General features: G+C 65.3%; 15 protein-coding genes. 5 read left to right on the top strand and 10 right to left on the bottom strand.

Annotated elements, in window-relative coordinates:
• The first annotated feature begins 121 nt into the window (after positions 1–121).
• Both QSV36_RS18295 and rhlE2 read left to right on the top strand, forming a co-directional pair.
• Positions 122–910, top strand: a complete 789-nt coding sequence (locus QSV36_RS18295) for a substrate-binding periplasmic protein (protein ID WP_289133636.1) — start codon at positions 122–124, stop codon at positions 908–910.
• A 221-nt stretch (positions 911–1,131) separates the two neighbouring features.
• On the top strand, positions 1,132–3,003 hold the full coding sequence (rhlE2, locus tag QSV36_RS18290; protein WP_289133635.1) for an RNA helicase RhlE2: 1,872 nt from the start codon (positions 1,132–1,134) through the stop codon (positions 3,001–3,003).
• A 56-nt stretch (positions 3,004–3,059) separates the two neighbouring features.
• Here rhlE2 and QSV36_RS18285 read toward each other — a convergent pair whose 3' ends face one another.
• The 3 genes from QSV36_RS18285 to QSV36_RS18275 form a co-directional block, all read right to left on the bottom strand.
• Positions 3,060–3,638, bottom strand: a complete 579-nt coding sequence (locus QSV36_RS18285) for a YceI family protein (protein WP_170033162.1) — start codon at positions 3,636–3,638, stop codon at positions 3,060–3,062.
• Positions 3,639–3,672: 34 nt separating this feature from the next.
• On the bottom strand, positions 3,673–4,224 hold the full coding sequence (locus tag QSV36_RS18280; RefSeq protein ID WP_289133634.1) for a cytochrome b: 552 nt from the start codon (positions 4,222–4,224) through the stop codon (positions 3,673–3,675).
• 255 nt (positions 4,225–4,479) lie between these two features.
• Complete coding sequence (locus QSV36_RS18275; RefSeq protein WP_289133633.1) at positions 4,480–6,360, bottom strand: flavin monoamine oxidase family protein; 1,881 nt, start codon at positions 6,358–6,360, stop codon at positions 4,480–4,482.
• Between the two features lie 269 nt (positions 6,361–6,629).
• Between QSV36_RS18275 and QSV36_RS18270 the strand changes: the two genes are divergently transcribed.
• The gene (locus QSV36_RS18270) at positions 6,630–8,036 is read left to right on the top strand and encodes an adenosylmethionine--8-amino-7-oxononanoate transaminase (RefSeq protein ID WP_289133632.1); all 1,407 of its coding nucleotides are present in this window, start codon (positions 6,630–6,632) and stop codon (positions 8,034–8,036) included.
• A 129-nt stretch (positions 8,037–8,165) separates the two neighbouring features.
• The gene (locus QSV36_RS18265; protein WP_289133631.1) at positions 8,166–8,885 is read left to right on the top strand and encodes a 16S rRNA (uracil(1498)-N(3))-methyltransferase; all 720 of its coding nucleotides are present in this window, start codon (positions 8,166–8,168) and stop codon (positions 8,883–8,885) included.
• Here the strand turns inward: QSV36_RS18265 and trhA are convergent, their stop codons facing one another.
• The 7 genes from trhA to QSV36_RS18230 all read right to left on the bottom strand — a co-directional run bounded on the left by trhA (position 8,886) and on the right by QSV36_RS18230 (position 18,522).
• Positions 8,886–9,503 carry a PAQR family membrane homeostasis protein TrhA gene (trhA, locus tag QSV36_RS18260; RefSeq protein WP_170033172.1) on the bottom strand — a complete coding sequence of 206 codons (618 nt, stop codon included), beginning with the start codon at positions 9,501–9,503 and terminating at the stop codon, positions 8,886–8,888.
• Between the two features lie 129 nt (positions 9,504–9,632).
• Positions 9,633–10,106 carry a chemotaxis protein CheW gene (locus QSV36_RS18255; RefSeq protein ID WP_289133630.1) on the bottom strand — a complete coding sequence of 158 codons (474 nt, stop codon included), beginning with the start codon at positions 10,104–10,106 and terminating at the stop codon, positions 9,633–9,635.
• Positions 10,099–15,051, bottom strand: a complete 4,953-nt coding sequence (locus QSV36_RS18250; protein WP_289133629.1) for a hybrid sensor histidine kinase/response regulator — start codon at positions 15,049–15,051, stop codon at positions 10,099–10,101. The genes QSV36_RS18255 and QSV36_RS18250 overlap by 8 nt, the downstream gene beginning before the upstream one ends.
• A gap of 9 nt (positions 15,052–15,060) precedes the next feature.
• On the bottom strand, positions 15,061–17,109 hold the full coding sequence (locus QSV36_RS18245) for a methyl-accepting chemotaxis protein (protein ID WP_289134213.1): 2,049 nt from the start codon (positions 17,107–17,109) through the stop codon (positions 15,061–15,063).
• Between the two features lie 47 nt (positions 17,110–17,156).
• Positions 17,157–17,711 (bottom strand): chemotaxis protein CheW, encoded by a 555-nt coding sequence (locus tag QSV36_RS18240; RefSeq protein ID WP_289133628.1) that lies wholly within the window; start codon positions 17,709–17,711, stop codon positions 17,157–17,159.
• Entirely contained in the window at positions 17,708–18,073 is a 366-nt protein-coding gene (gene pilH, locus QSV36_RS18235; RefSeq protein WP_170033182.1) for a twitching motility response regulator PilH, read from the bottom strand. The genes QSV36_RS18240 and pilH overlap by 4 nt, the downstream gene beginning before the upstream one ends.
• A 47-nt stretch (positions 18,074–18,120) precedes the next feature.
• A complete protein-coding gene (locus QSV36_RS18230; RefSeq protein WP_170033184.1) occupies positions 18,121–18,522 on the bottom strand; it encodes a response regulator in 402 nt (133 codons plus the stop codon).
• A 232-nt stretch (positions 18,523–18,754) separates the two neighbouring features.
• Here QSV36_RS18230 and gshB point away from each other — a divergent pair, with 232 nt between their 5' ends.
• Positions 18,755–19,708 carry a glutathione synthase gene (gene gshB, locus QSV36_RS18225; protein WP_289133627.1) on the top strand — a complete coding sequence of 318 codons (954 nt, stop codon included), beginning with the start codon at positions 18,755–18,757 and terminating at the stop codon, positions 19,706–19,708.
• Positions 19,709–19,746 lie beyond the last annotated feature (38 nt).

Here is a 19,746-nt window from a genome sequence, read left to right as displayed (position 1 = left end):
CCTTGCGTCGCAATCGGGCCGCAGAGCGGCCGCAGGTCCCGCCTAGGCCGCGTTGCAGCCCTCGCCCACTCTAAATGTCGGGGCGCTGGTCTTGAACAGACCGAGCTTGTAATCTCCGGCCATGCCGTACGTCGCCCGTCTGTTGTGGATTCTCTTGTTAGCCTGCCTGAGCCCCCTGGCGCTGGGCGAGCGCCTGCGCCTGGTGACCGATGACTGGGCCCCCTATGTCTACCTGCATGACGGCCAGCTGCGCGGCATCGACTACGAAGTTACCACCCGGGTCTTCGCACGCCTCGGCGTCGAGGTGGACGTGCAGATCCTGCCGTGGAAGCGCTGCCTGGCAATGATCGAACAAGGCCTGGCCGACGGCATCCTCGATGTATTCCAGAACGAGTCACGCCAGCCCTACCTGGTTTACGCCGCCGAGCCCATGTCGGATGTCGAATTCGTCCTGTTCCAGGCCAGCGCACGTCGCCATCCGGTCAGCAAGCTGGGGGATCTCGCCGGCTTCACCGTCGGCACTTCGCCCGGCTACAACTATGGTGCAGCGTTCAACGAGGCCGCCTACTTCAAACGCGAAGCCGCCCCTAGCCACGAAGCCAACTTCGGCAAGCTGGTCCTGGGCCGCATCGACCTGGCAGTCACCGACCGCAGGGTTGGCCATTACCTGCTGCAGCACCTGGGCCTGCAACAGCAGGTCGAGGTATTGCCGCTGGTGGTCAACCGCCAGGCGCAATACCTGGCCCTGGTACGCAAGCCGGGACGCGAGTTGCTGGCCCAGGCCTTTGCCAAGGAACTGCGGCGTTTCAAGCAGGAACCGGCCTACGCGGCAATCAGCCAGCGCTACACAGGCGACATCGGGAACATTCCCAACGCCGTTGAGCAGCAGGAAAGCAGCACGGCGCGATAGCTCTGTTATACTCGGGCCTTCCCGCCCGGCTCACGCCCGGACGCTCGGCCTCGCAACAGGCATCCCGATCGGCATCGACGCACCTTTTGGCGTCCACCCCCCGTTACTTGGATGTGCAGTGAAAGCCCAGCTGGACCGGACGCGATCGCATCCCACCGATGCCCGTCGCGCCAGGCAGAACATCCCACACGGGCCCAGCCCACACGAGAACAGGATTGCCCATGTCCTTTGCTTCCCTCGGTCTCTCCGAGGCTCTTGTCCGCGCTATCGAGGCTGCGGGCTACACCCAGCCGACCCCCGTGCAACAGCGGGCGATTCCCGCCGTGTTGCAAGGCCGCGACCTGATGGTCGCCGCACAGACAGGTACTGGTAAAACCGGCGGTTTCGCCCTGCCGATCCTTGAGCGCCTGTTCCCGGCCGGCCACCCCGACAAGTCGCAGCGCCACGGCCCACGCCAACCTCGCGTACTGGTCCTGACCCCGACCCGCGAACTGGCGGCCCAGGTGCATGACAGCTTCAAGGTCTATGCACGTGACCTGCCTTTGGTCAGCGCCTGCATTTTCGGCGGTGTCGGCATGAACCCGCAGATCCAGGCCATTGCCAAGGGTGTCGACGTGCTGGTCGCCTGCCCGGGCCGTCTGCTCGACCTGGCCGGCCAAGGCAAGGTCGACCTGGCCCACGTGGAAATCCTGGTGCTCGACGAAGCCGACCGCATGCTCGACATGGGCTTCATCCATGACGTCAAGAAGGTCCTCGCCCGCCTGCCGGCCAAGCGTCAGAACCTGCTGTTCTCGGCCACCTTCTCCAAGGACATCACCGACCTCGCCGACAAGCTCCTGCACAACCCGGAGCGAATCGAGGTGACCCCGCCGAACACCACCGTCGAGCGTATCGAGCAGCGCATCTACCGCCTGCCCGCCAGCCACAAGCGCGCCCTGCTCGCGCACCTGATCACCCTGGGTGCCTGGGAGCAGGTGCTGGTATTCACCCGCACCAAGCATGGTGCCAACCGCCTGGCCGAATACCTGGAAAAGCACGGCCTGACTGCTGCCGCGATCCACGGCAACAAGAGCCAGAATGCCCGTACCAAAGCCCTGGCCGACTTCAAGGCCAACAGCGTGCGGGTACTGGTAGCCACCGACATCGCCGCCCGCGGCCTGGACATCGACCAGTTGCCCCACGTGGTCAACTTCGAGCTGCCGAACGTCGAGGAAGACTACGTTCACCGTATCGGCCGTACTGGCCGTGCCGGGCGCTCGGGCGAGGCCATTTCCCTGGTCGCGCCGGATGAAGAGAAGTTGCTCAAGAGCATCGAACGGGTAACCAAGCAGAAGATCCCGGACGGCGACCTGATGGGCTTCGACGCCAGCCAGGTAGAAGCGGAAAAGCCGGAAGTACGCGAACGCCCGCAGAACAACGGCCGTGGCGCGCGTAACCAGCAGGCCCGTGGCGAAGGTGGCAAAGACGCCAACGGCGGCCGCAAGGACAAGGGCAAGGATAAAGGCAAGGCCAAGCAGCAGGCTGCGGACAAGCCAGCTGACAAGGAAAAAGCCGGCGACAAGCCACAGCAGCGCAAACCGCGCGACAAGAAGCCGCGCCAGCAGCAACAAGCCAGCGCCAGCGTGCCGAAAGTGCCTGCCGACCGGGATCCGGAAGAGTTCCTGGACGACGAAATCGACAACTTCGGCAACCGTGCCGACTACGTCAGCCCGTATCAGAATGGCAAGGGCCAGGGCCGCAACCGCCGCCCGGGCGGCAATGCCGGCCAAGGCAACGGCCAGCGCAGCAACAGCGGCGGCCAGGGTCGTACAGGTGGTCAGCAGCGTAGCGGCAGCGGCGGCGAGAAGCGCCCGCCCCGTGCCAACAACGGTGGCGGTGCCCGTCGTGATGGCGGCGCTGGCCGTGGCCGCCCGGCCCGTGATGATGCAGCCCGGCAGGAACCGGCCGTGCGCAACCCGCGCCAGCCGGAAAAACAACCGGTGATCATTCGCAAGGAATCCAAGCTCGACCGTTACCCGACGCCCGAGCAGCTGGATGACCTGCCAAGTCGCCCGCGCGGTGAGCGCCCGGCACTGCTGACCCGCAAGGGCTGACAGATAGAAATACCGAGGGGCCGCTTTGCGGCCCCTCGGTCTTCAGCAGGTCTGAGTTACTTCTGCTTGACACCTTCGAGGCTGATATCCAGGTCCAGGGTCTGCGAAGTAGCACCCGGCCCTTTGATGCCGAAGTCGTTCAGGTTCAGCGTGGTGGTGGCGTTGAAACCGGCACGCTCGCCACCCCATGGGTCCTTGCCTTCACCATTGAAGGTGGCCTTGAAGGTCACCGGCTTGGTCACGCCGTGCAGGGTCAGGTCGCCGGTCACGTCAGCAGTCTTGTCGCCAGTCGGCTTGACGCTGGTGGAGACGAACTTGGCTTGCGGGTATTTCTTCACGTCGAGGAAGTCGGCGCTGGCGATGTGCTTGTCACGCTCGGCGTGGTTCGACCACAGGCTGGCGGTTTTCAGGTCGACGTTGATCTTGCTGGCTTCAGGCTTGGCACTGTCCCAGGTGAAGTTGCCGTCGAAGTCCTTGAAGGTACCGTGGATGAAGCTGTAGCCCAGGTGGCTGATCTTCCAGTCGACGAAGGCGTGCTGGCCTTCCTTGTCGATCTTGTACTCGGCAGCCATGGCCTGGCCGGCGGAGATCAGTGCGGTACCGAGCGCCAGAGCGGCAAAAGTCTTTTTCAACATCCTTACTTCCTTCCTATGCAATTGAGGTTGAGAGTCAAGCTTTGCGGCCCAGCATGCGGGTCAGGGTCGCGTCACGGTCGATGAAATGGTGCTTGAGGGCTGCCAGGGCATGCAGTACGGCAAAAATCACCAGGCCCCAGGCCAGCCACAGATGAATCACGCCAGCCAGGTCTGCCTGGTCCGGCAGGTCGCTGACCAGTGCCGGCACTTCGAACAGGCCGAACACCGGAATACCGACGCCATCGGCGGTGGAAATCAGGTAACCGGCGATCATTACCGCAAACAGCCCGAGGTACAGTGCCAAATGGCCCAGTTTGGCGGCCAGGCGGGTGAATGCGCCGTGAGTGGCCGGCGCCGGTGGCGGCGGGCTGATGAAACGCCACACCACCCGCAGCAGCATCACCGCCAGCAGCACCAGGCCGATGCTCTTGTGCAGGTCCGGGCCAGCCTTGCGCCAAGGGCTGTAGTAGTCGAGGCCGACCATCCACAGGCCCAGGCCGAACAGACCGAAGACTGCCAGAGCCACGCCCCAGTGCAGGACGATGCTGACTACGCCGTAGCGAGAAGGTGAGTTGCGCAGTTGCATGTTGACGTGTTCCCCGTGAAAGCTGTGCACAGACTAACGCGTAACGTATCGAAGAAAAGCGGAAAAAATTGCTTCGGATTATCAATAAATCCGATATGAATTTTGAAACCCTCCTATTAAGGAAACATTAACGATAGCCGGGGCGTTGCTGCTTGCCAGTGCCGGCCCTTTCGCGGAGGAACCCGCTCCCACAGGCATCGGCACTGTTTTCCAATCCTGTGCCGGAGCGGAGAGGCGTCCGGCACCGGCAACCGATCAACCAGCCTTGGCCTGGGTATTGGCCACCGCTTTCTTGGCCGGCTCGGACTTGGCCGTTGCCTTCCGGGTCTCGGCTGGCTTGTGAGCCGGCTTGTGCGTCGGGGCATGCTTGGCCGGTGCCGCTTTGGTCGCAGCAGGCTTGGCCGCCGCTTCCTTGGCCACAGGTGCTGGTGCAACCGGGGTTGGCGCGGCTTGCGGCGCTGGCACAGGGGCCGGGGCCGGTGCCACTTCCTCGGCCTTGGCAACCGGCTCGGCCTTCACCTCAGGCTTGTCCGCCGCACCGAACAGGCGCGAGAAGAAGCCCGGTTTGTCCGACTTGTCCTGCTTGGCCTCGTCAGGCTTGTTCGGTTCGGCTTTGACAGGGGCCTTGTCAGCCTTGTCGTCCTTGTCGGAAGCACCGCCGAACATATTCGAGAAGAACCCACCTTTGCTCTGCTTGGCCGCCCCGGCGCCTGCCGCTGCAGCCGCTGCCACCGGTGCCGCCTTGGCCGGGTCGAACGACTTGCCCGCCAGCAGGTCCTGGACCTGGCTCGCCGCGCGCTGGCCACTGCGCAGGGCACCTTCCAGGGTGCCCGGGTAGAGGGCGTCGGTATGTTCACCGGCAAAGGTGATGCGCTGCACCGGGCGCTCCCACAAGCGCCAGTACTTGCTGATCTGCCCCGGCCCGTAAGCCAGGTAGGCGCCGCCGGTGCCGGCGTCGGTGCTGTAGCGCTTGACCTCGTAGCCGGTGAACGAGCCGCGGGCCTGCGGGTAGAACGCATGCAGGCGAATCAGCACCTGGTCGACCATCTGCTTGTCGCCGAATGCCTGCAACAGGCGGGCATTGTCCCCCGACAGGTTGATCACCACGTTGGCGCCACCCTTGAGCGCTGGCTCGATCCACAGCATGCCCAGGCCGGCGTTGCTGAAGATTTCACCCGACATGCGCGCGCGGCTTTCCCAGACAGGCTTCTTGAACTTCAGCATCAGCTGGTCGCGCCAGCCATAGTTGGTGCCCTTGACCGCCGCCAGGTGCTGGCTGTCCAGGCTCGGGGTCATCTGGATCTTGGCCAGGGCGCGCAGCGGCACGGCCATCACCAGGTAATCCGCCTGGTAACCGACGCTGCCGACCTTGACCGTGACGCCGTCCTTGTCCTGGACGATAGCCGTCACCGGCGAGCTGGTCTTGATGGTCTTCAGCTGCTTGACGAAGGCCTGGGCCAGCACCGGGCTGCCGCCCGGCAGGCGCGCAGCGCGCAGGTCACGGTCGCTGACGCCTCGGTAAACGCGGTTCTGCTGAGCGAAGTACAGCAGCGACAGGCGCGACGGTTCATCGTAGCGAGTACGGATCTGCTGGTTGATCAGCTGACGGGCGGTGGCCGGCAGCTGCAGCTTGTCCAGCCAGGTGGAGACGTTGATCTGGTCGAGGGCGAACAGCGTGCTGGTGGCCTGCGGATTCAGCGGATCATCGATCGAGCGGGCCAGGTCGTCGAGGGTTTTCTCGTAGCGCTTGAGTGCCTCGGCAGTGGCCGGCTGCTTGCTGGCCAGGTCGGTGGCACTGAAATACTCGCCGTCGATCAGGTAGCCGGGGGTACGCACGAATTCAGGTGCCGGCAGTGTTTCAAGCTTGAAACGGTCAAGGTACTGGTTGAGCACCGGCTGCGCCTTGGCATTGCCGATCCACTCGCTGGTGGCCAGGCCCGAGCGCCCGCCCATGCCTGGCTTGGCTTCCAGCAGCGTCACCTGCCAGCCCTTGTTCTGCAGCTCATAGGCAGCCGTGAGGCCCGCCAGGCCGCCACCCACGACGATCGCCGAAGGTGTCTTGTCCTTTGCCAGCGCGGCGCCGCTGGACACACCAATCAATACCAACGCGCACAGGCGCACCCAAGCAGCAGCCATGTCGGCGAACTCCGAGTCAGGGGTTACAGAAACGGGTAGAGGCGGGAATGCCCCGAGAGAGATGCGTTAAGAATACGTCAGGTCCGTCGGCCCTGCCAGCACAGCGACATCAAGTGCTTTTGCCAACTGACATTTTTGCCATTGACGCGCTCACCCGCAGGCTCGATTGCAGCGGCGCCCAGCGCCATTGAACCGCAGCGGTTGTCCTGCCCTGCGGCATTGCTTAGGCTTACGCGGTCGAACCAAGCCGCAAGCCAGGAGAAGTGCCGATGGGCCTCAATGACCAGTGGATGCAACGTGACCTCAAGGTCCTGTGGCACCCCTGTACCCAGATGAAAGACCACGAGCAGCTGCCGCTGATTCCGATCCGGCGCGGCGAAGGCGTGTGGCTGGAAGACTTCGAAGGCAAGCGCTACCTGGATGCGGTGAGCAGCTGGTGGGTCAACGTGTTCGGCCATGCCAACCCGCGTATCAACCAGCGCATCAAGGGCCAGGTCGACCAACTGGAGCACGTGATCCTGGCCGGTTTCAGCCACCAGCCGGTGATCGAGCTGTCCGAGCGCCTGGTGGCCATGACCCCGGCCGGGCTCGACCGGGTGTTCTATGCCGACAACGGTTCGTCGTGCATCGAAGTGGCGCTGAAGATGAGCTTCCACTACTGGCAGAACGTCGGCAAACCAGGCAAGAAGCGCTTCGTCACCCTGAGCAACAGCTACCATGGCGAAACCATCGCCGCCATGTCGGTCGGTGATGTGCCGCTGTTCACCGAAACCTACAAGGCACTGCTGCTCGATACCCTCAAGGTGCCCAGCCCCGATTGCTACCTGCGCCCCGAAGGCATGAGCTGGGAGGAGCATTCGCGCAACATGTTCCAGGCCATGGAGCAGACCCTGGCCGAACACCACGCCTCGATCAGTGCGGTGATCGTCGAGCCGTTGATCCAGGGCGCTGGCGGCATGCGCATGTACCACCCGGTGTACCTCAAGCTGCTGCGCGAGGCCTGCGACCGCTACGACGTGCACCTGATCCACGATGAGATCGCCGTGGGCTTCGGCCGCACCGGCACGATGTTCGCCTGCGAGCAGGCCGGCATCCGCCCGGATTTCCTCTGTCTGTCCAAAGCCCTGACCGGTGGCTACCTGCCGCTGGCCGCCTGCCTGACCACCGACAAGGTCTACCAGGCGTTCTACGACGACTACCCGACCCTGCGCGCATTCCTCCATTCGCACAGCTATACCGGCAACCCGCTGGCCTGTGCTGCGGCACTGGCGACGCTGGACATCTTCGAACAGGACAACGTGATCGAAGCCAACAAGGCACTGGCTGCGCGCATGGCCAGCGCCACCGCGCACCTGGCCGAGCATGCCCATGTCGCAGAAATCCGCCAGACCGGCATGGCCCTGGCCATCGAGATGGTCAAGGAAAAGGCTGGCAAGGTCGCCTACCCGTGGCAGGAGCGACGCGGCCTGAAGGTATTCGAGCATGCCCTGACCCGTGGCGCCCTGCTGCGCCCGCTGGGCAGCGTGGTGTATTTCCTGCCGCCTTATGTGATCACCCCGGAGCAGATCGACTTCCTTGCAGAAGTGGCCAGCGAGGGTATCGAAATCGCCACCCGCGAAAGCGTCAGCGTGGCGGTACCGGCCAACTTCCACCCCGACTTCCGCGACCCGGGCTAGCCCTACAGCCTGCCGTCTAACCCGGTGGGAGCGGGTTCACCCCGCGAATGCGATAGCGGGCTCACCGCCGCATTCGCGGGTAAACCCGCCCCACAGGGTCACATGATCCCTTTCCGTCCGAGCTAAACCATGAGACTGTCCCGCTTCTTTATCGACGCCCCCCTGAGCCTCGGCGAGCACGACCTGCCCGAAGCCCAGGCCCACTACATCGGCCGTGTACTGCGCATGGCTTCCGGCGACGCCGTGCAGCTGTTCGACGGCAGCGGCCAGGAATACCGTGGCCAGCTGCTCGAAGTGGGCAAGAAAACCGTGCGCGTCAGCCTCGACCAGGCCCTCGCCGGCCAAGCCGACTCACCACTGCATGTTCATCTCGGCCAGGGGCTGTCCCGCGGCGAGCGCATGGACTGGGCGATCCAGAAGGCCACCGAACTGGGGGTGAATGAAATTACCCCGATCGTCAGCGAACGTTGCGAAGTGCGACTGAAGGACGAACGCGCCGACAAACGCCTGGCCCATTGGCGCCAGGTAGCGATCAGCGCCTGCGAACAGTGCGGGCGCTCGACCTTGCCGGTCATCCACCCACCGGTAACCCTGGGCGAATGGTTGAACAGCGCCAAGGCCGACCTGAAACTGGTTTTGCACCCAGTCGCCGAACCTCTCACCAGCCATGCCAGGCCGGCCACGCTGGCCTTCCTGATCGGCCCGGAGGGCGGCCTGAGCGAGGCAGAGGTTGAGCAGGCCAAAGGCACTGGCTTCCACGCCGCGCGCCTCGGGCCACGGGTGCTGCGTACCGAAACCGCCCCCGTGGTGGCACTGTCGGTGGCACAGCAGCTGTGGGGCGACTTCTAGCTAACGCACATAGAATGACACCGCCACGAAGTGCATGAGGCTGCCGGCAATCACGAACAGGTGCCAGATGCCATGCCAGTGGCGGAAGCGGCTGTCGAAGGCAAAGAAGAGGATGCCGACGGTGTAGAACACACCGCCGGCAGCCAGCCAGGCGAAGCCGGCAGTGCCCAGCGCGTGCAGCAGCGGCTGCACGGCCACCAGCACGATCCAGCCCATTACCGCATAGATGATGATCGACAGGATCCGCGCCTCGGAGCGCGGTTTGATCTCCTGCAGCATGCCGATAACCGCCAGCCCCCAGACGATACCGAACAGGCTCCAGCCCCACGGGCCGCGCAAGCTGACCAGGCAGAACGGCGTATAGCTGCCGGCGATCAGCAAATAGATCGACAGGTGATCGAGCTTGCGCATGATCACTTTCGCCCGTCCGCGGGTGCTGTGGTACAGGGTAGAGATGCTGTACAGCAACAGCAGGGTGCTGCCGTAGATGGAAAAGCTGACGATCTTCCACGGGTCGCCTTGCAGGCCCGCGGCCACGATCAGCCAGATGGCACCGATACAGGCCAGGACAGCCCCGACCAGGTGAGTCCAGGCGTTGAAACGTTCACCGTAGTACATGCAAACACAGACCTCCTGCGGTGGGCTGGGTTCCTGCGCCAGTCTGCTCCGGCCCTATCGCGGCCCGTCAGGCTTACACGTCCTACAACGACCGCGTCAGCCAAACGAGCAAACGCTTTGTTTCACATCCTAACCAAAGTCAGGTTGCAGATCAGCGTCACGCACCAGCCGCTCCAGCCCGACCAGGTCCGGCACCCGCGCCACCTGCTCGCCCACCTGCACTGCGGCCAGCTCCAGCCGGCCCAACGCCACGTCCACGTAGTTGAGCTGGCTGTCGAGCTTGCACGAGCGCGGGATATCCTGCAGCAACAGCGCCAGGTAGCGCAGGCCGGTATCGCCCAGGGCATTCAGCACCACCACACGCGCCCGCTCGCCGCAAGGCGTTTCGCCGCCACAGGCGGCCTCGAAGCCGATCAGCGGCAGACGTTGCTGGCGCCAGTCGATCCAGCCCAGGTGCCAGGCCGGTTCGCCGCGCTGGCACAGCACGTTGCGCTGGCCACTCAACTCGGCCACCGCGACGTTGGGCAACACCAGGGTGCGGTCGCCCAACGGCAGCAACAGCCCGGTCAGGCTGCTGCGCTGGCCGGCGATCAGTTCAAGCATGGGTCTGGCTCCAGTGGGCGATGCTCTGCAACAGGACCGACTCCTGGTACGGCTTGCCAAGGTATTCGTTGACGCCGATGGCCATGGCGCGGTCGCGGTGCTTCTGCCCGGTGCGCGAGGTGATCATGATGATCGGCAGGTCTTTCAGCCGCTCGTCGCGGCGGATGCGCGTGGCGACCTCGAAACCATCCATGCGCGGCATCTCGATATCCAGCAGCAGCACATCCGGGCGGTGCTCTTCCAGCAGGGCCATGGCATCGACCCCGTCCTTGGCCGTCAGGACGCTCATGCCGTGGCGTTCGAGCAGGCGGCTGGTGACCTTGCGCACAGTTACCGAGTCGTCCACTACCATCACCAGCACAGCCCGCCGTGGTGCCGGCCCGAATACCTGGCGCTGCGCCGCACCACCACCCGGCAGGCGCGCCAGGCGCCGCTGCTGGCCACGCAACTGGCCCAACAGGTCGAGAATCAGCACCACCCGACCATCGCCCAGCAATGTCGCCCCCGACAACCCGGCAACCGCAGCGAACTGCGGCCCCAGGCTCTTCACCACGATTTCGCGGCTGGGCGACAGGGCGTCTGCCTGGATCGCGAACGATTGTTCCTGGGAATGCACCAGCAGCACCGGCAGCGGCACACTTTGCCCCAGCAAGGCCGGGCGCGGCATGCCCTGCAGCAACTCGCCCAGATAACGCAGTTCGTATTCATGACCGGCGTACACATAACGCGGTGTATCCAGTTGGTAGCACGCCGCCAGTTCAGCGGGCGGCACGCGGACGATGCCTTCGATGGTGTTCAGCGGAATGGCGTACTGCTCTTCGCCCAGATGCACCATCAACGCACGGTTGACCGACACGGTGAACGGCAGGCGAATCAGGAAGCGCGCGCCCTTGCCCTGGGCCGACTCGATGCTCATCGAGCCGCCCAGTTGCTTGACCTCCTCGTGCACCACGTCCATGCCCAGGCCACGCCCGGAAATCTGGGTGATCTTCTCCGCAGTGGAAAAGCCTGGGCGCAGGATGAACTGCAGGATCTCGTGATCGCTCAAGTGCGCCTGCGGGTCCAGCAGGCCGCGCTTGATGGCCTTGCGTCGCACCGCTTCCAGCGGCACGCCGGCGCCGTCATCGGTCATTTCGATGACGATGTCGGCGCCTTCATGCAACAGATTCAGGTGGATGGTGCCCTGCTCCGGCTTGCCGGCGGCCAGGCGTACTTCCCGGCTCTCCAGGCCGTGGTCGACGGCATTGCGCAGCATGTGCTCCAGCGGCGCCACCATGCGTTCGAGCACGCTGCGGTCAAGCTCGCCTTCGGCGTTGCCGACCACCAGTTCCACCTGCTTGCCCAGCTCGCTGGCCACCTGCCGCACCACACGCTGCAAGCGTGGCACCAGGCGTTCGAAGGGCACCATCAGGGTGGCGGTGAGGCCTTCCTGCAACTGGCTGTTCACCCGCGCCTGCTGTTGCAGCAGGCTGTGCGCCTCCTGGGCACGCTGGGCCAGGGTTTCCTTGAGGTCGAGCAAGTCCGAGGCAGATTCGAACAGGGCCCGCGACAGCTGCTGCAACTGTGAATGACGGTCCATCTCCAGGGGGTCGAAGTCGTCATAGGCATCGCCTTCGATCTGCTGCCGACTGGAGATCCGCCCCTGGGTCTCGATGTCCAGGCGCAGCAACTGGTCGCGCATGCGCTCGAGGGTGGTTTCCATCTCGTTGAGGGTGAACTGGGCATCGTTGACCTGCTGCTCGATGCGCCCGCGGATGACGGAGTGTTCACCGGCCAGGTTGCCGAGCTCGTCGAGCAGCTCGGCATCGACCTTGACCATGTCGCCTGGCGCCCGCTCCGGAACCGCCGTTGGCGCCTCGCTGGCAGCGGCACCGACCGGCCCCTGGCCCGCAGCACTGTCGGTCAGCGCCGCGCTGCTGAAGTTGCGGATGTAGTCGATCAGCGCCGTGGCGGCATGCAGCGGCTGGCCCAAGCGCACGGCATCGAGCATGTGCGCCAGGCGGTCATGGCAATTCTGCAACAGAGCGAACAGCGGCGCACTCGGCGGCAGGCGCCCCGCGGCCAGCAGCTCGTAGAGAAACTCCAGCTCATGGGCCAGGTCGCCGATTGGCGCGATCTCGACCATGCGTGCCACACCTTTGAGGGTGTGCAGGTCGCGCATGAGGTTGTCCACCTCGACGCTGTTGCGCGGGTCGGCCTGCCAGCGTGCCAGCGCTGCGGCGGCGCTCTCGACGATGTCCGAGCTTTCTTCGAGAAACACTTCCAGCAGTTCTTCGCCAGGGCTTTCCGGCTCTTCCACCAGCGGCTCCGCTGCAGCGGGCTGCAAAGGGTTGTGCGCCAGCCCCAGCCCCAGGCTATCGGCCAAGTCCATGTCCGGGTGCAGCGGCGTGACCGTGTCGATGCCGACCAGGCCGGTGGCCTCTGGCGCGAGGGCCTGCCCCAGCAGGTTGCGCAGGCTGTCGACCAGCGCCGGGCGCGGCGTGATGTCCTGCCCCGCCGCCACCTCGTCGAGCATGTCCAGCAGGCTTTCATGGGCCCGCTGGGCTTGGGCGAAGAAGCGCGCATCGGCGGGCAAGCTGCCCTCCTCCACGGCACCGTACAGGTCGAGCAGGGCCTCGCACAGATCGTCCATCTGCCACAGGTCGGCCAGGTGTGCGGCATGGCCCAGGGCGGTGAGTTGGTCGAGCAGAGTGTCCAGCGCGTCGCGCTGGCCGGGTTGCTCCTGCCAGCGAGATAGCGACGACTCGGCATCCAGCAGAATGTCCATGGCCTGGGCCAGGAAACCGGCGACCAGCTGCGGATCGCGCTTGTTGCGCCGCGCATGCTGCGGGCCGTCATGCAAGCTGGCCAGCCGTTCGTCCACCGCCTGGCCAACCTGCTCGATCAGCTCGGCGGCACCAGGGATGGCCGCCAGCGGCGTGCTGTCGAGTTGGGCCAGGCCCTGCTGGAACAGCGCGCGCGCCGCGTGCAGCCATTCGATCTCGGCCATTTGCAGCGGCAACTGGTGGCCCTTGTACTCACGGGCCAGGCGGTCGAAGGCAGTGGCCAGCTCGGCGACTGGCATCACCCCGGCCATGGCCGCGCTGCCCTTGAGCGTGTGCAGGGCACGCTGCAGGCCATCGCTGACCGGCGTGTCGTGGTCGCCAGCATCGCGCAGGAAAGCATCCAGGCTGGCCAGGTGGCCCTGCGCCTCGCTGCGGAAGATGTCCAGCAATTGCGGATCGAAGCCGCCCAGGTCCGCTGCCACCGGTGCGGCGTTTTCCGCCAGCGCATGCAGGTGCCCGGCCAGTTGCTCGATTTCGCTCAGCTGCGGCAGATGGCCAGCAGCGAAGTCGGCCAGCAGGTCGGGCAGGTAGACGAACACCCGCTGCAACGCCACCACGCCCTCCGGGCTCAGCACGCTGCGGCCCTCGAGTACCCGGTTGAGCAAGTGTTCGGCGCCCCAGGCCAGCTCGGCTACCGCCTCGGCATGCACCATGCGGCCGCTGCCTTTGAGCGTATGCAGCGCGCGACGCATTTCCTTCAATGCCTCGTGCTGCTGGTTGTCGGCACGCCAGCGCAGCCAGTGGCGCTCGACCTCCGGCAGCAGTTCACCGGCTTCGTCGAGGAACACCTCGCGCAATTCGTCGTCGATGCCATCAGCGCTGCCATCGCGGCTCGCACTGGTGTCATCCTGCGTGCATTGCACGCCCAGCGTCGCCAGGCTGGCGCGGGCCATGTCGATGAACGGCTGGGCATCTGCCAACGGGTCGGCCACTCGCCACTGCAGGTAGCATTCGGCTGCGCTCAGGGCCTCGGCCAGGTGCGTCAGCTCATCGGCTGGCGGCTCCACCTCCAGGTGCTGCAGCCAGCGCTGTACATAACTGGCGCAGCCTTCGAACAGCTCGGCCACGACCGGCAGCATCAACATCGCCAACGCCCCGCGAACCTGCTGCAACAGCCCCGGCAAAGGTTGCAGGCGTTGCCGCGGCCAACCGGACTCCAGGCAATCGCCGATCAGGTCCTTGGCTTGTTGCAGCACGTTCAGTGCCTCGTTCAACACCAACAGGCGGATCTCGGCGAGGTCCGAGCCCGGCAAGCCGCCCTGGCCGCTTTCCTCCAGCGGGCCGACCATGCCGTTAAGCGTGGCCTCGACGTACAGCAGGGCGCCCGCCACATCCATCAACACCGCGTCATCCACTGCTCGCTCGCCCTGGGCCAACGCCTGAAGCGCCAGCACCTGGTCGATGATCACCCGGCGCGGCTGCTGGAAACCCAGCACCGCCAAGGTGTCGGCCACGTGGCGCAAGGGGGCCAGCAGGGCATCCAGCTGCTCGCTGTGCTGGCGGTCGCCACGCACGAACTGGTCCAGACGCTCCTTGATGCGCATCAGGTCGTCACACAGCGCCGTCACTACCGAACGCAGGGCATCACGTCCCGCCCCGGCCTGGATCTGTTCACGCCAGTTGCCCAGCGACAGGTCAAGGTTGGCCAGGTCGTCGGCACCGGCGAAACGTTGGGCGGCGCCGCTGATCAGGCTGGCCTGGGCCAGCGGCTCCTCGCCACGGCAGGCACGTAGCTGGTTGAGCAACGGCAGCATGACCAGTGGCAGGTCGTGGCGGGCACCGCGCAGGCGCTCCAGGTACGAAGGCAGCTGTTCCAGGCCCCGGAACAAGGCGCCCAGGCAATCCCCCCGCGGGCTGACCTGGCCGTCGGCCAAGGCTTTGGCGAACAGTTCCAGCTCCTCGGCCAGGCGGGTGGCACCGCGCAGTTCGAGCATGCGCAGACAACCGTGCACCTGGTGCAGGTTGTCGACCACGAAGGCCAGCATCGACAGGTCGCCCGGTTCGCCGGCAAAGCGCTCCAGCGCCTGGCGCGCCTGGGCCAGGCAGTCGAGGATGGCGGCCTTGGTCCAGGCCAGCGCCACGGTGTCGTGGCGTTCGGGGCTTATCGCAACTACAGCCATTGGCATTCCTCAGCGCGGCGCGTCACCAGAGCTCTTCATCGGCTCTGCAGGTGGCGGCAGGGTGAACCCGGACACCGAACGGCGCATCTCGCTGGCCATGCGGGCCAAGTGGCGGATGCTGTCGGCAGTGGCGCTGGAGCCGGCGGAAGTTTGCGCGGTGATCTGCTGGATCACCGCCATGGTGTGGGAAATCTGCCCGGCCGATGAGGTCTGCAACTGGGCAGCGTCGGAGATGCTGTGGATAAGGTCGGCGAGGTTCTGCGATACCCCTTCGATCTCGGCCAGGGCAACGCCCGCGTCCTGGGCCAGGCGCGCACCGCGTACCACTTCGGCGGTGGTCTGCTCCATGGAGATCACCGCCTCGTTGGTGTCGGCCTGGATGGTGCGCACCAACGCCTCGATCTGCCGGGTGGCCGACGATGAACGTTCGGCCAGGCGCTGTACTTCATCGGCGACCACGGCAAAACCCCGCCCGGCTTCACCGGCCAGCGAGGCCTGGATCGCCGCGTTCAGGGCAAGAATGTTGGTCTGGTCGGCAATGTCGTCGATCAGGCTGACGATATCGCCGATTTCCTGGGAGGACTCGCCCAGGCGCTTGATCCGCTTGGCGGTGTCCTGGATCTGCTCGCGAATGTTGTCCATGCCATTGATGGTGTTGTGCACCACCTCGTTGCCCTTGTTGGCGATCGCCACCGAACGCTCGGCCACCTTGGCCGACTCGTAGGCGTGGGCCGAAACCCGGTCGATCGACTCAACCATGTCGCCGACCGCCTCGGACGCCTCGCTGATCTGCTCGGCCTGGTGTTCGGAGGCCTTGGCCAGTTGGCGAGCGGTGTTCTGCGTGTCCTGCACGGCAGCAGCGACCTGCATGGCACTGTGGTTGATGGTGGCGACCAGATCGCGCAACTGGTCCACCGAATAGTTGATCGAATCGGCAATGGCGCCGGTAAAATCTTCAGTCACCGACACGGTCACCGTCAGGTCGCCGTCGGCGAGTTCTTCGATTTCGTCGAGCAGGCGCATGATCGCCTGCTGGTTGCGTTCGTTCTTTTCCGCCGTCTCGCGCAGCTGGCGGTTGGTGGTACGCACCATGACCAGGCCGATGAGAATGATCGAGGCTAGCGCCAGCAGACCGAGTATGTAGCCGCCAACGGTGTCGAGGGTACGCCCGCCGGCCAGGTTCTCGAAGCCGTTGGCCAGGTGCGAGGCTTCGTCAAGCAGGGTTTGCGACAGGCTGAACAGGTTGCCCGCGGCTTCGCGTACGCGGAACAGCTCGGGCGAGGTCTCGAGGATCTCGTCCACGGAGCCGGCGACGAACTGGAACAGCTCGGCGATTTCGGCCAGGCGTGCGCGGGCATCGGCATCCTCGACACGGGTCACCTGGATCGCCGCGTTGCCATTGAGCATGCCCTCCAGCACCTGGCCGAAACGCCCGGCATCGCGGCCAAAGGCGTCGGCCGCCTGGGCTGCGCTGTCGTCGCCGGCCAGCACGGTGTTGACCGAGCCGAGGATGCGTTCGGCCAGCAGCAGCTGGCGCTGGGCCACCGCCACCTGACTGGCCGGGGCCCCGCTCTGCAGCAGGATCTCGACCACCTTTTCATATTCCACCTGCAACTGCGGCACGGTCTCGGCCAGGGTCGCCGCCACCTGGTGCAGCGACAGCACGGTCTGTTCGCTGGCCAGGATGGTGTCGGTGTTCCGGCGCAGGTTCTCCCAGTCACGGCGTACCGCTTCCATCTCGTCACGCACCGCCGGCGGCGCCGGTGGCAGGCCGGTGGACCTGTCACCTTCGCGCAGGTAACCCCAGCGCCGTTCGAAATCGTTGCGTGAATCCGACAACAGCTTGAACGCCAGCGCCTTGCCCGTGGCGGCTTCGGTCGCATTCTTGGCGATACGTTGCGACAGCACGCGCAATTCGCCGGCATGGCCGATGTACTGCTTGTCGTAGTTGGACTGGGTGTTGAGGTAGGCGAAGTTGGCAAACAGCAGGATGATCGACAGGATCAGGATCAGGAACAGTACAGTGATCTGCGCAATGCTGCGGGTACGTGGAGTCACGGTGGTAGCGGTGACGGGAGGGGCAGGCTTGTTCACGTTCGCAGGTCCTATAACGCCACATCGAGAAAGCCCGGCGCCTGGGCCAGGGCGAAGGGGCTGAAGATCGCCCAGTTGCGTTCACGCGGGAAGTGCCCCTGCACAAAGGGTGCAGCGGCGTGGATCAGCGGTTGCGGCGGCGACAACTGCAGGCTGTCCAGGGCAAAGTGCTGCAGGCCCAGCACCTCGTCCACCAGCAGGCCGACGAACAGGTCATCGTGGTCCAGCACCAGCACCCGCCGCTGCTTGCCCGGGGCGGCCTGGCCCAGCCCAAGGAAGCTGCTCAGGTCCATCACCGGCAACAGCCGGCCACGCAGGTTGGCCACCCCGCACACCCAGGGCTGTACACCGGGAACGCGGCTGCTGCGCGGTTCGCGCAGCACCTCGGCGACCTCGCCCATGGGCGCCACGAACCACTGGCCGGCGATGCGGAAGCCGATGCCGCTCCACTGTTGCAGGCGGCTGTCCTGCGGCGGCTGGTCGGCGACCAGCAGGCGACAGCGCCGGTCGATGTCCAGCAACAATTCGAAGGCGGTCAGCGACGCGCCCTGCGGGCGGGTGGTCAAGCCCCCAGCACCTCTTTGAGCTTGGCAATCAGGGCGTCTTCTTCCACCGGTTTGGTCAGGAAGTCACGGGCGCCCTGGCGCGTCGCCCAGACCCGGTCGGTTTCCTGGTCCTTGGTGGTGACGACGATCACCGGGATGGCGCTGGTTTCCGGGTCCTTGCTGAGCTGCCGGGTAGCCTGGAAGCCGTTCATACCAGGCATGACGATGTCCATCAGCACCGCATCGGGCTTGTCCTGCCGGGCCAGGGCCACGCCATCGGCACCGTTGTTGGCCTTGAGCACCTGGAAGCCGTGCTTTTCCAGCCATCCGGTCAATCGGTACATCTCTGTCGGCGAGTCGTCGACAATCAGAACTCGGGCCATGCTGTTTCCCCATCAGGAAAGAAAGACCGTGCCATGGCGAGGCGCGGTCAGGGTGCGTGTTGTTGGGTTGCGGCAAAACCGGGCACGTGGGCACGGATCGCATCGAGCAGCTCTTCCTTGCTGAACGGCTTGGTCAGGAACTGGTCGGACCCGACCACCCGGCCGCGGGCCTTGTCGAACAGGCCGTCGCGCGATGACAACAGGATGACCGGGGTGTCCTTGAAGGCACTGTTGTGCTTGATCACGGCACAGGTCTGGTAGCCGTCCAGGCGCGGCATCAGCACATCGACGAAGATGATGCTCGGCTGGTGGTCGACGATCTTGGCCAGGGCATCGAAGCCATCGCTGGCGGTGATCACCTCGCAGCCCGCTTCACCGAGCAACATCTGTGCGGTGCGGCGGATCGTGCGCGAATCGTCGATCACCATCACCTTCAGGGGTTGTTCCATCTGTTGGGCTACCGTGGCTGATAATGCGGAAACCGTGAGGCCGCTGCGTCGCGATCGGGCTGCGCAGCAGCCACAAAGGCCTGTTGCACAGCGCCATGACTGGCATTTTTAGCACACTCCGGGTGCCCGTTCCATCTGCCGCGCCCCTTGACCAGCAGCGTTCACGGCGCCACCCTGAGCCACTTTACTTTCGATCTACCGCGGCCACGCGCCGCCAAAGAGGAACCACCCCATGAGCGTTCGCCTCGGCATTGTCATGGACCCTATCGCGTCCATCTCCTACAAGAAGGACAGCTCGCTGGCCATGCTGCTGGCTGCCCAGGCGCGCGGCTGGAGCCTGTTCTACATGGAACAGCGCGACCTGTACCTGGGTGCCGGCCAGGCCCGCGGGCAGATGCGCCCGTTGAAAGTGTTCGCCGACCCGGCACGCTGGTTCGAGCTGGGCGAGGAGCAGGACAGTGCGTTGGCCGACCTGGACGTGATTCTCATGCGCAAGGACCCGCCCTTCGACATGGAGTTCGTCTACAGCACCTACCTGCTGGAGCAGGCCGAGCGCGAAGGCGTGCTGGTGGTCAACCGCCCGCAGAGCCTGCGCGACTGCAACGAAAAACTGTTCGCCACACAGTTCCCGCAATGCATGGCGCCGACCCTGGTCAGCCGCCGCGTGGACATCCTGCGCGAGTTCGCCGACAGCCGCGGCGACGTGATCCTCAAGCCGCTGGACGGCATGGGCGGCGCCTCGGTGTTCCGCCACCGCAAGGACGACCCCAACCTGTCGGTCATCCTCGAAACGCTGACCCAGCATGGCAACCAGCAGATCATGGCCCAGGAATACCTGCCGCAGATCAAGGACGGCGACAAGCGCATCCTGATGATCGACGGCGAGCCGGTCGACTACTGCCTGGCGCGCATCCCGGCCAGCGGCGAGACCCGTGGCAACCTGGCGGCCGGTGGCCGTGGCGAGGCGCGCCCATTGACCGAGCGCGACCGCTGGATCGCCGCCCAGGTCGGCCCGACCTTGCGCGAGAAGGGCCTGCTGTTCGTCGGCCTCGACGTGATCGGCGACTACCTCACCGAAATCAACGTCACCAGCCCCACCTGCATTCGCGAGATCGACGCCGCCTACAACACCGACATTGGCGGCAAGCTGATGGACGCCATTGATCGCAAGCTCAAGGCGCGCTGACCGCCGACGCGGAGCAAATACGCGGAGTGGGGTATGAT

This window comes from Pseudomonas sp. BCRC 81390, from assembly GCF_030341915.1.
Lineage (GTDB): Bacteria > Pseudomonadota > Gammaproteobacteria > Pseudomonadales > Pseudomonadaceae > Aquipseudomonas.
This window is presented reverse-complemented; position numbering and strand designations above follow the sequence as displayed.

Bases quoted from the DNA above. Each gene is read 5' to 3' on its own strand.
- QSV36_RS18295 (WP_289133636.1), top strand. From the start codon at position 122: ATGCCGTACGTCGCCCGTCTGTTGTGGATTCTCTTGTTAGCCTGCCTG.
- rhlE2 (WP_289133635.1), top strand. From the start codon at position 1,132: ATGTCCTTTGCTTCCCTCGGTCTCTCCGAGGCTCTTGTCCGCGCTATC.
- QSV36_RS18285 (WP_170033162.1), bottom strand. From the start codon at position 3,638: ATGTTGAAAAAGACTTTTGCCGCTCTGGCGCTCGGTACCGCACTGATC.
- QSV36_RS18280 (WP_289133634.1), bottom strand. From the start codon at position 4,224: ATGCAACTGCGCAACTCACCTTCTCGCTACGGCGTAGTCAGCATCGTC.
- QSV36_RS18275 (WP_289133633.1), bottom strand. From the start codon at position 6,360: ATGGCTGCTGCTTGGGTGCGCCTGTGCGCGTTGGTATTGATTGGTGTG.
- QSV36_RS18270 (WP_289133632.1), top strand. From the start codon at position 6,630: ATGGGCCTCAATGACCAGTGGATGCAACGTGACCTCAAGGTCCTGTGG.
- QSV36_RS18265 (WP_289133631.1), top strand. From the start codon at position 8,166: ATGAGACTGTCCCGCTTCTTTATCGACGCCCCCCTGAGCCTCGGCGAG.
- trhA (WP_170033172.1), bottom strand. From the start codon at position 9,503: ATGTACTACGGTGAACGTTTCAACGCCTGGACTCACCTGGTCGGGGCT.
- QSV36_RS18255 (WP_289133630.1), bottom strand. From the start codon at position 10,106: ATGCTTGAACTGATCGCCGGCCAGCGCAGCAGCCTGACCGGGCTGTTG.
- QSV36_RS18250 (WP_289133629.1), bottom strand. From the start codon at position 15,051: ATGGCTGTAGTTGCGATAAGCCCCGAACGCCACGACACCGTGGCGCTG.
- pilH (WP_170033182.1), bottom strand. From the start codon at position 18,073: ATGGCCCGAGTTCTGATTGTCGACGACTCGCCGACAGAGATGTACCGA.
- QSV36_RS18230 (WP_170033184.1), bottom strand. From the start codon at position 18,522: ATGGAACAACCCCTGAAGGTGATGGTGATCGACGATTCGCGCACGATC.
- gshB (WP_289133627.1), top strand. From the start codon at position 18,755: ATGAGCGTTCGCCTCGGCATTGTCATGGACCCTATCGCGTCCATCTCC.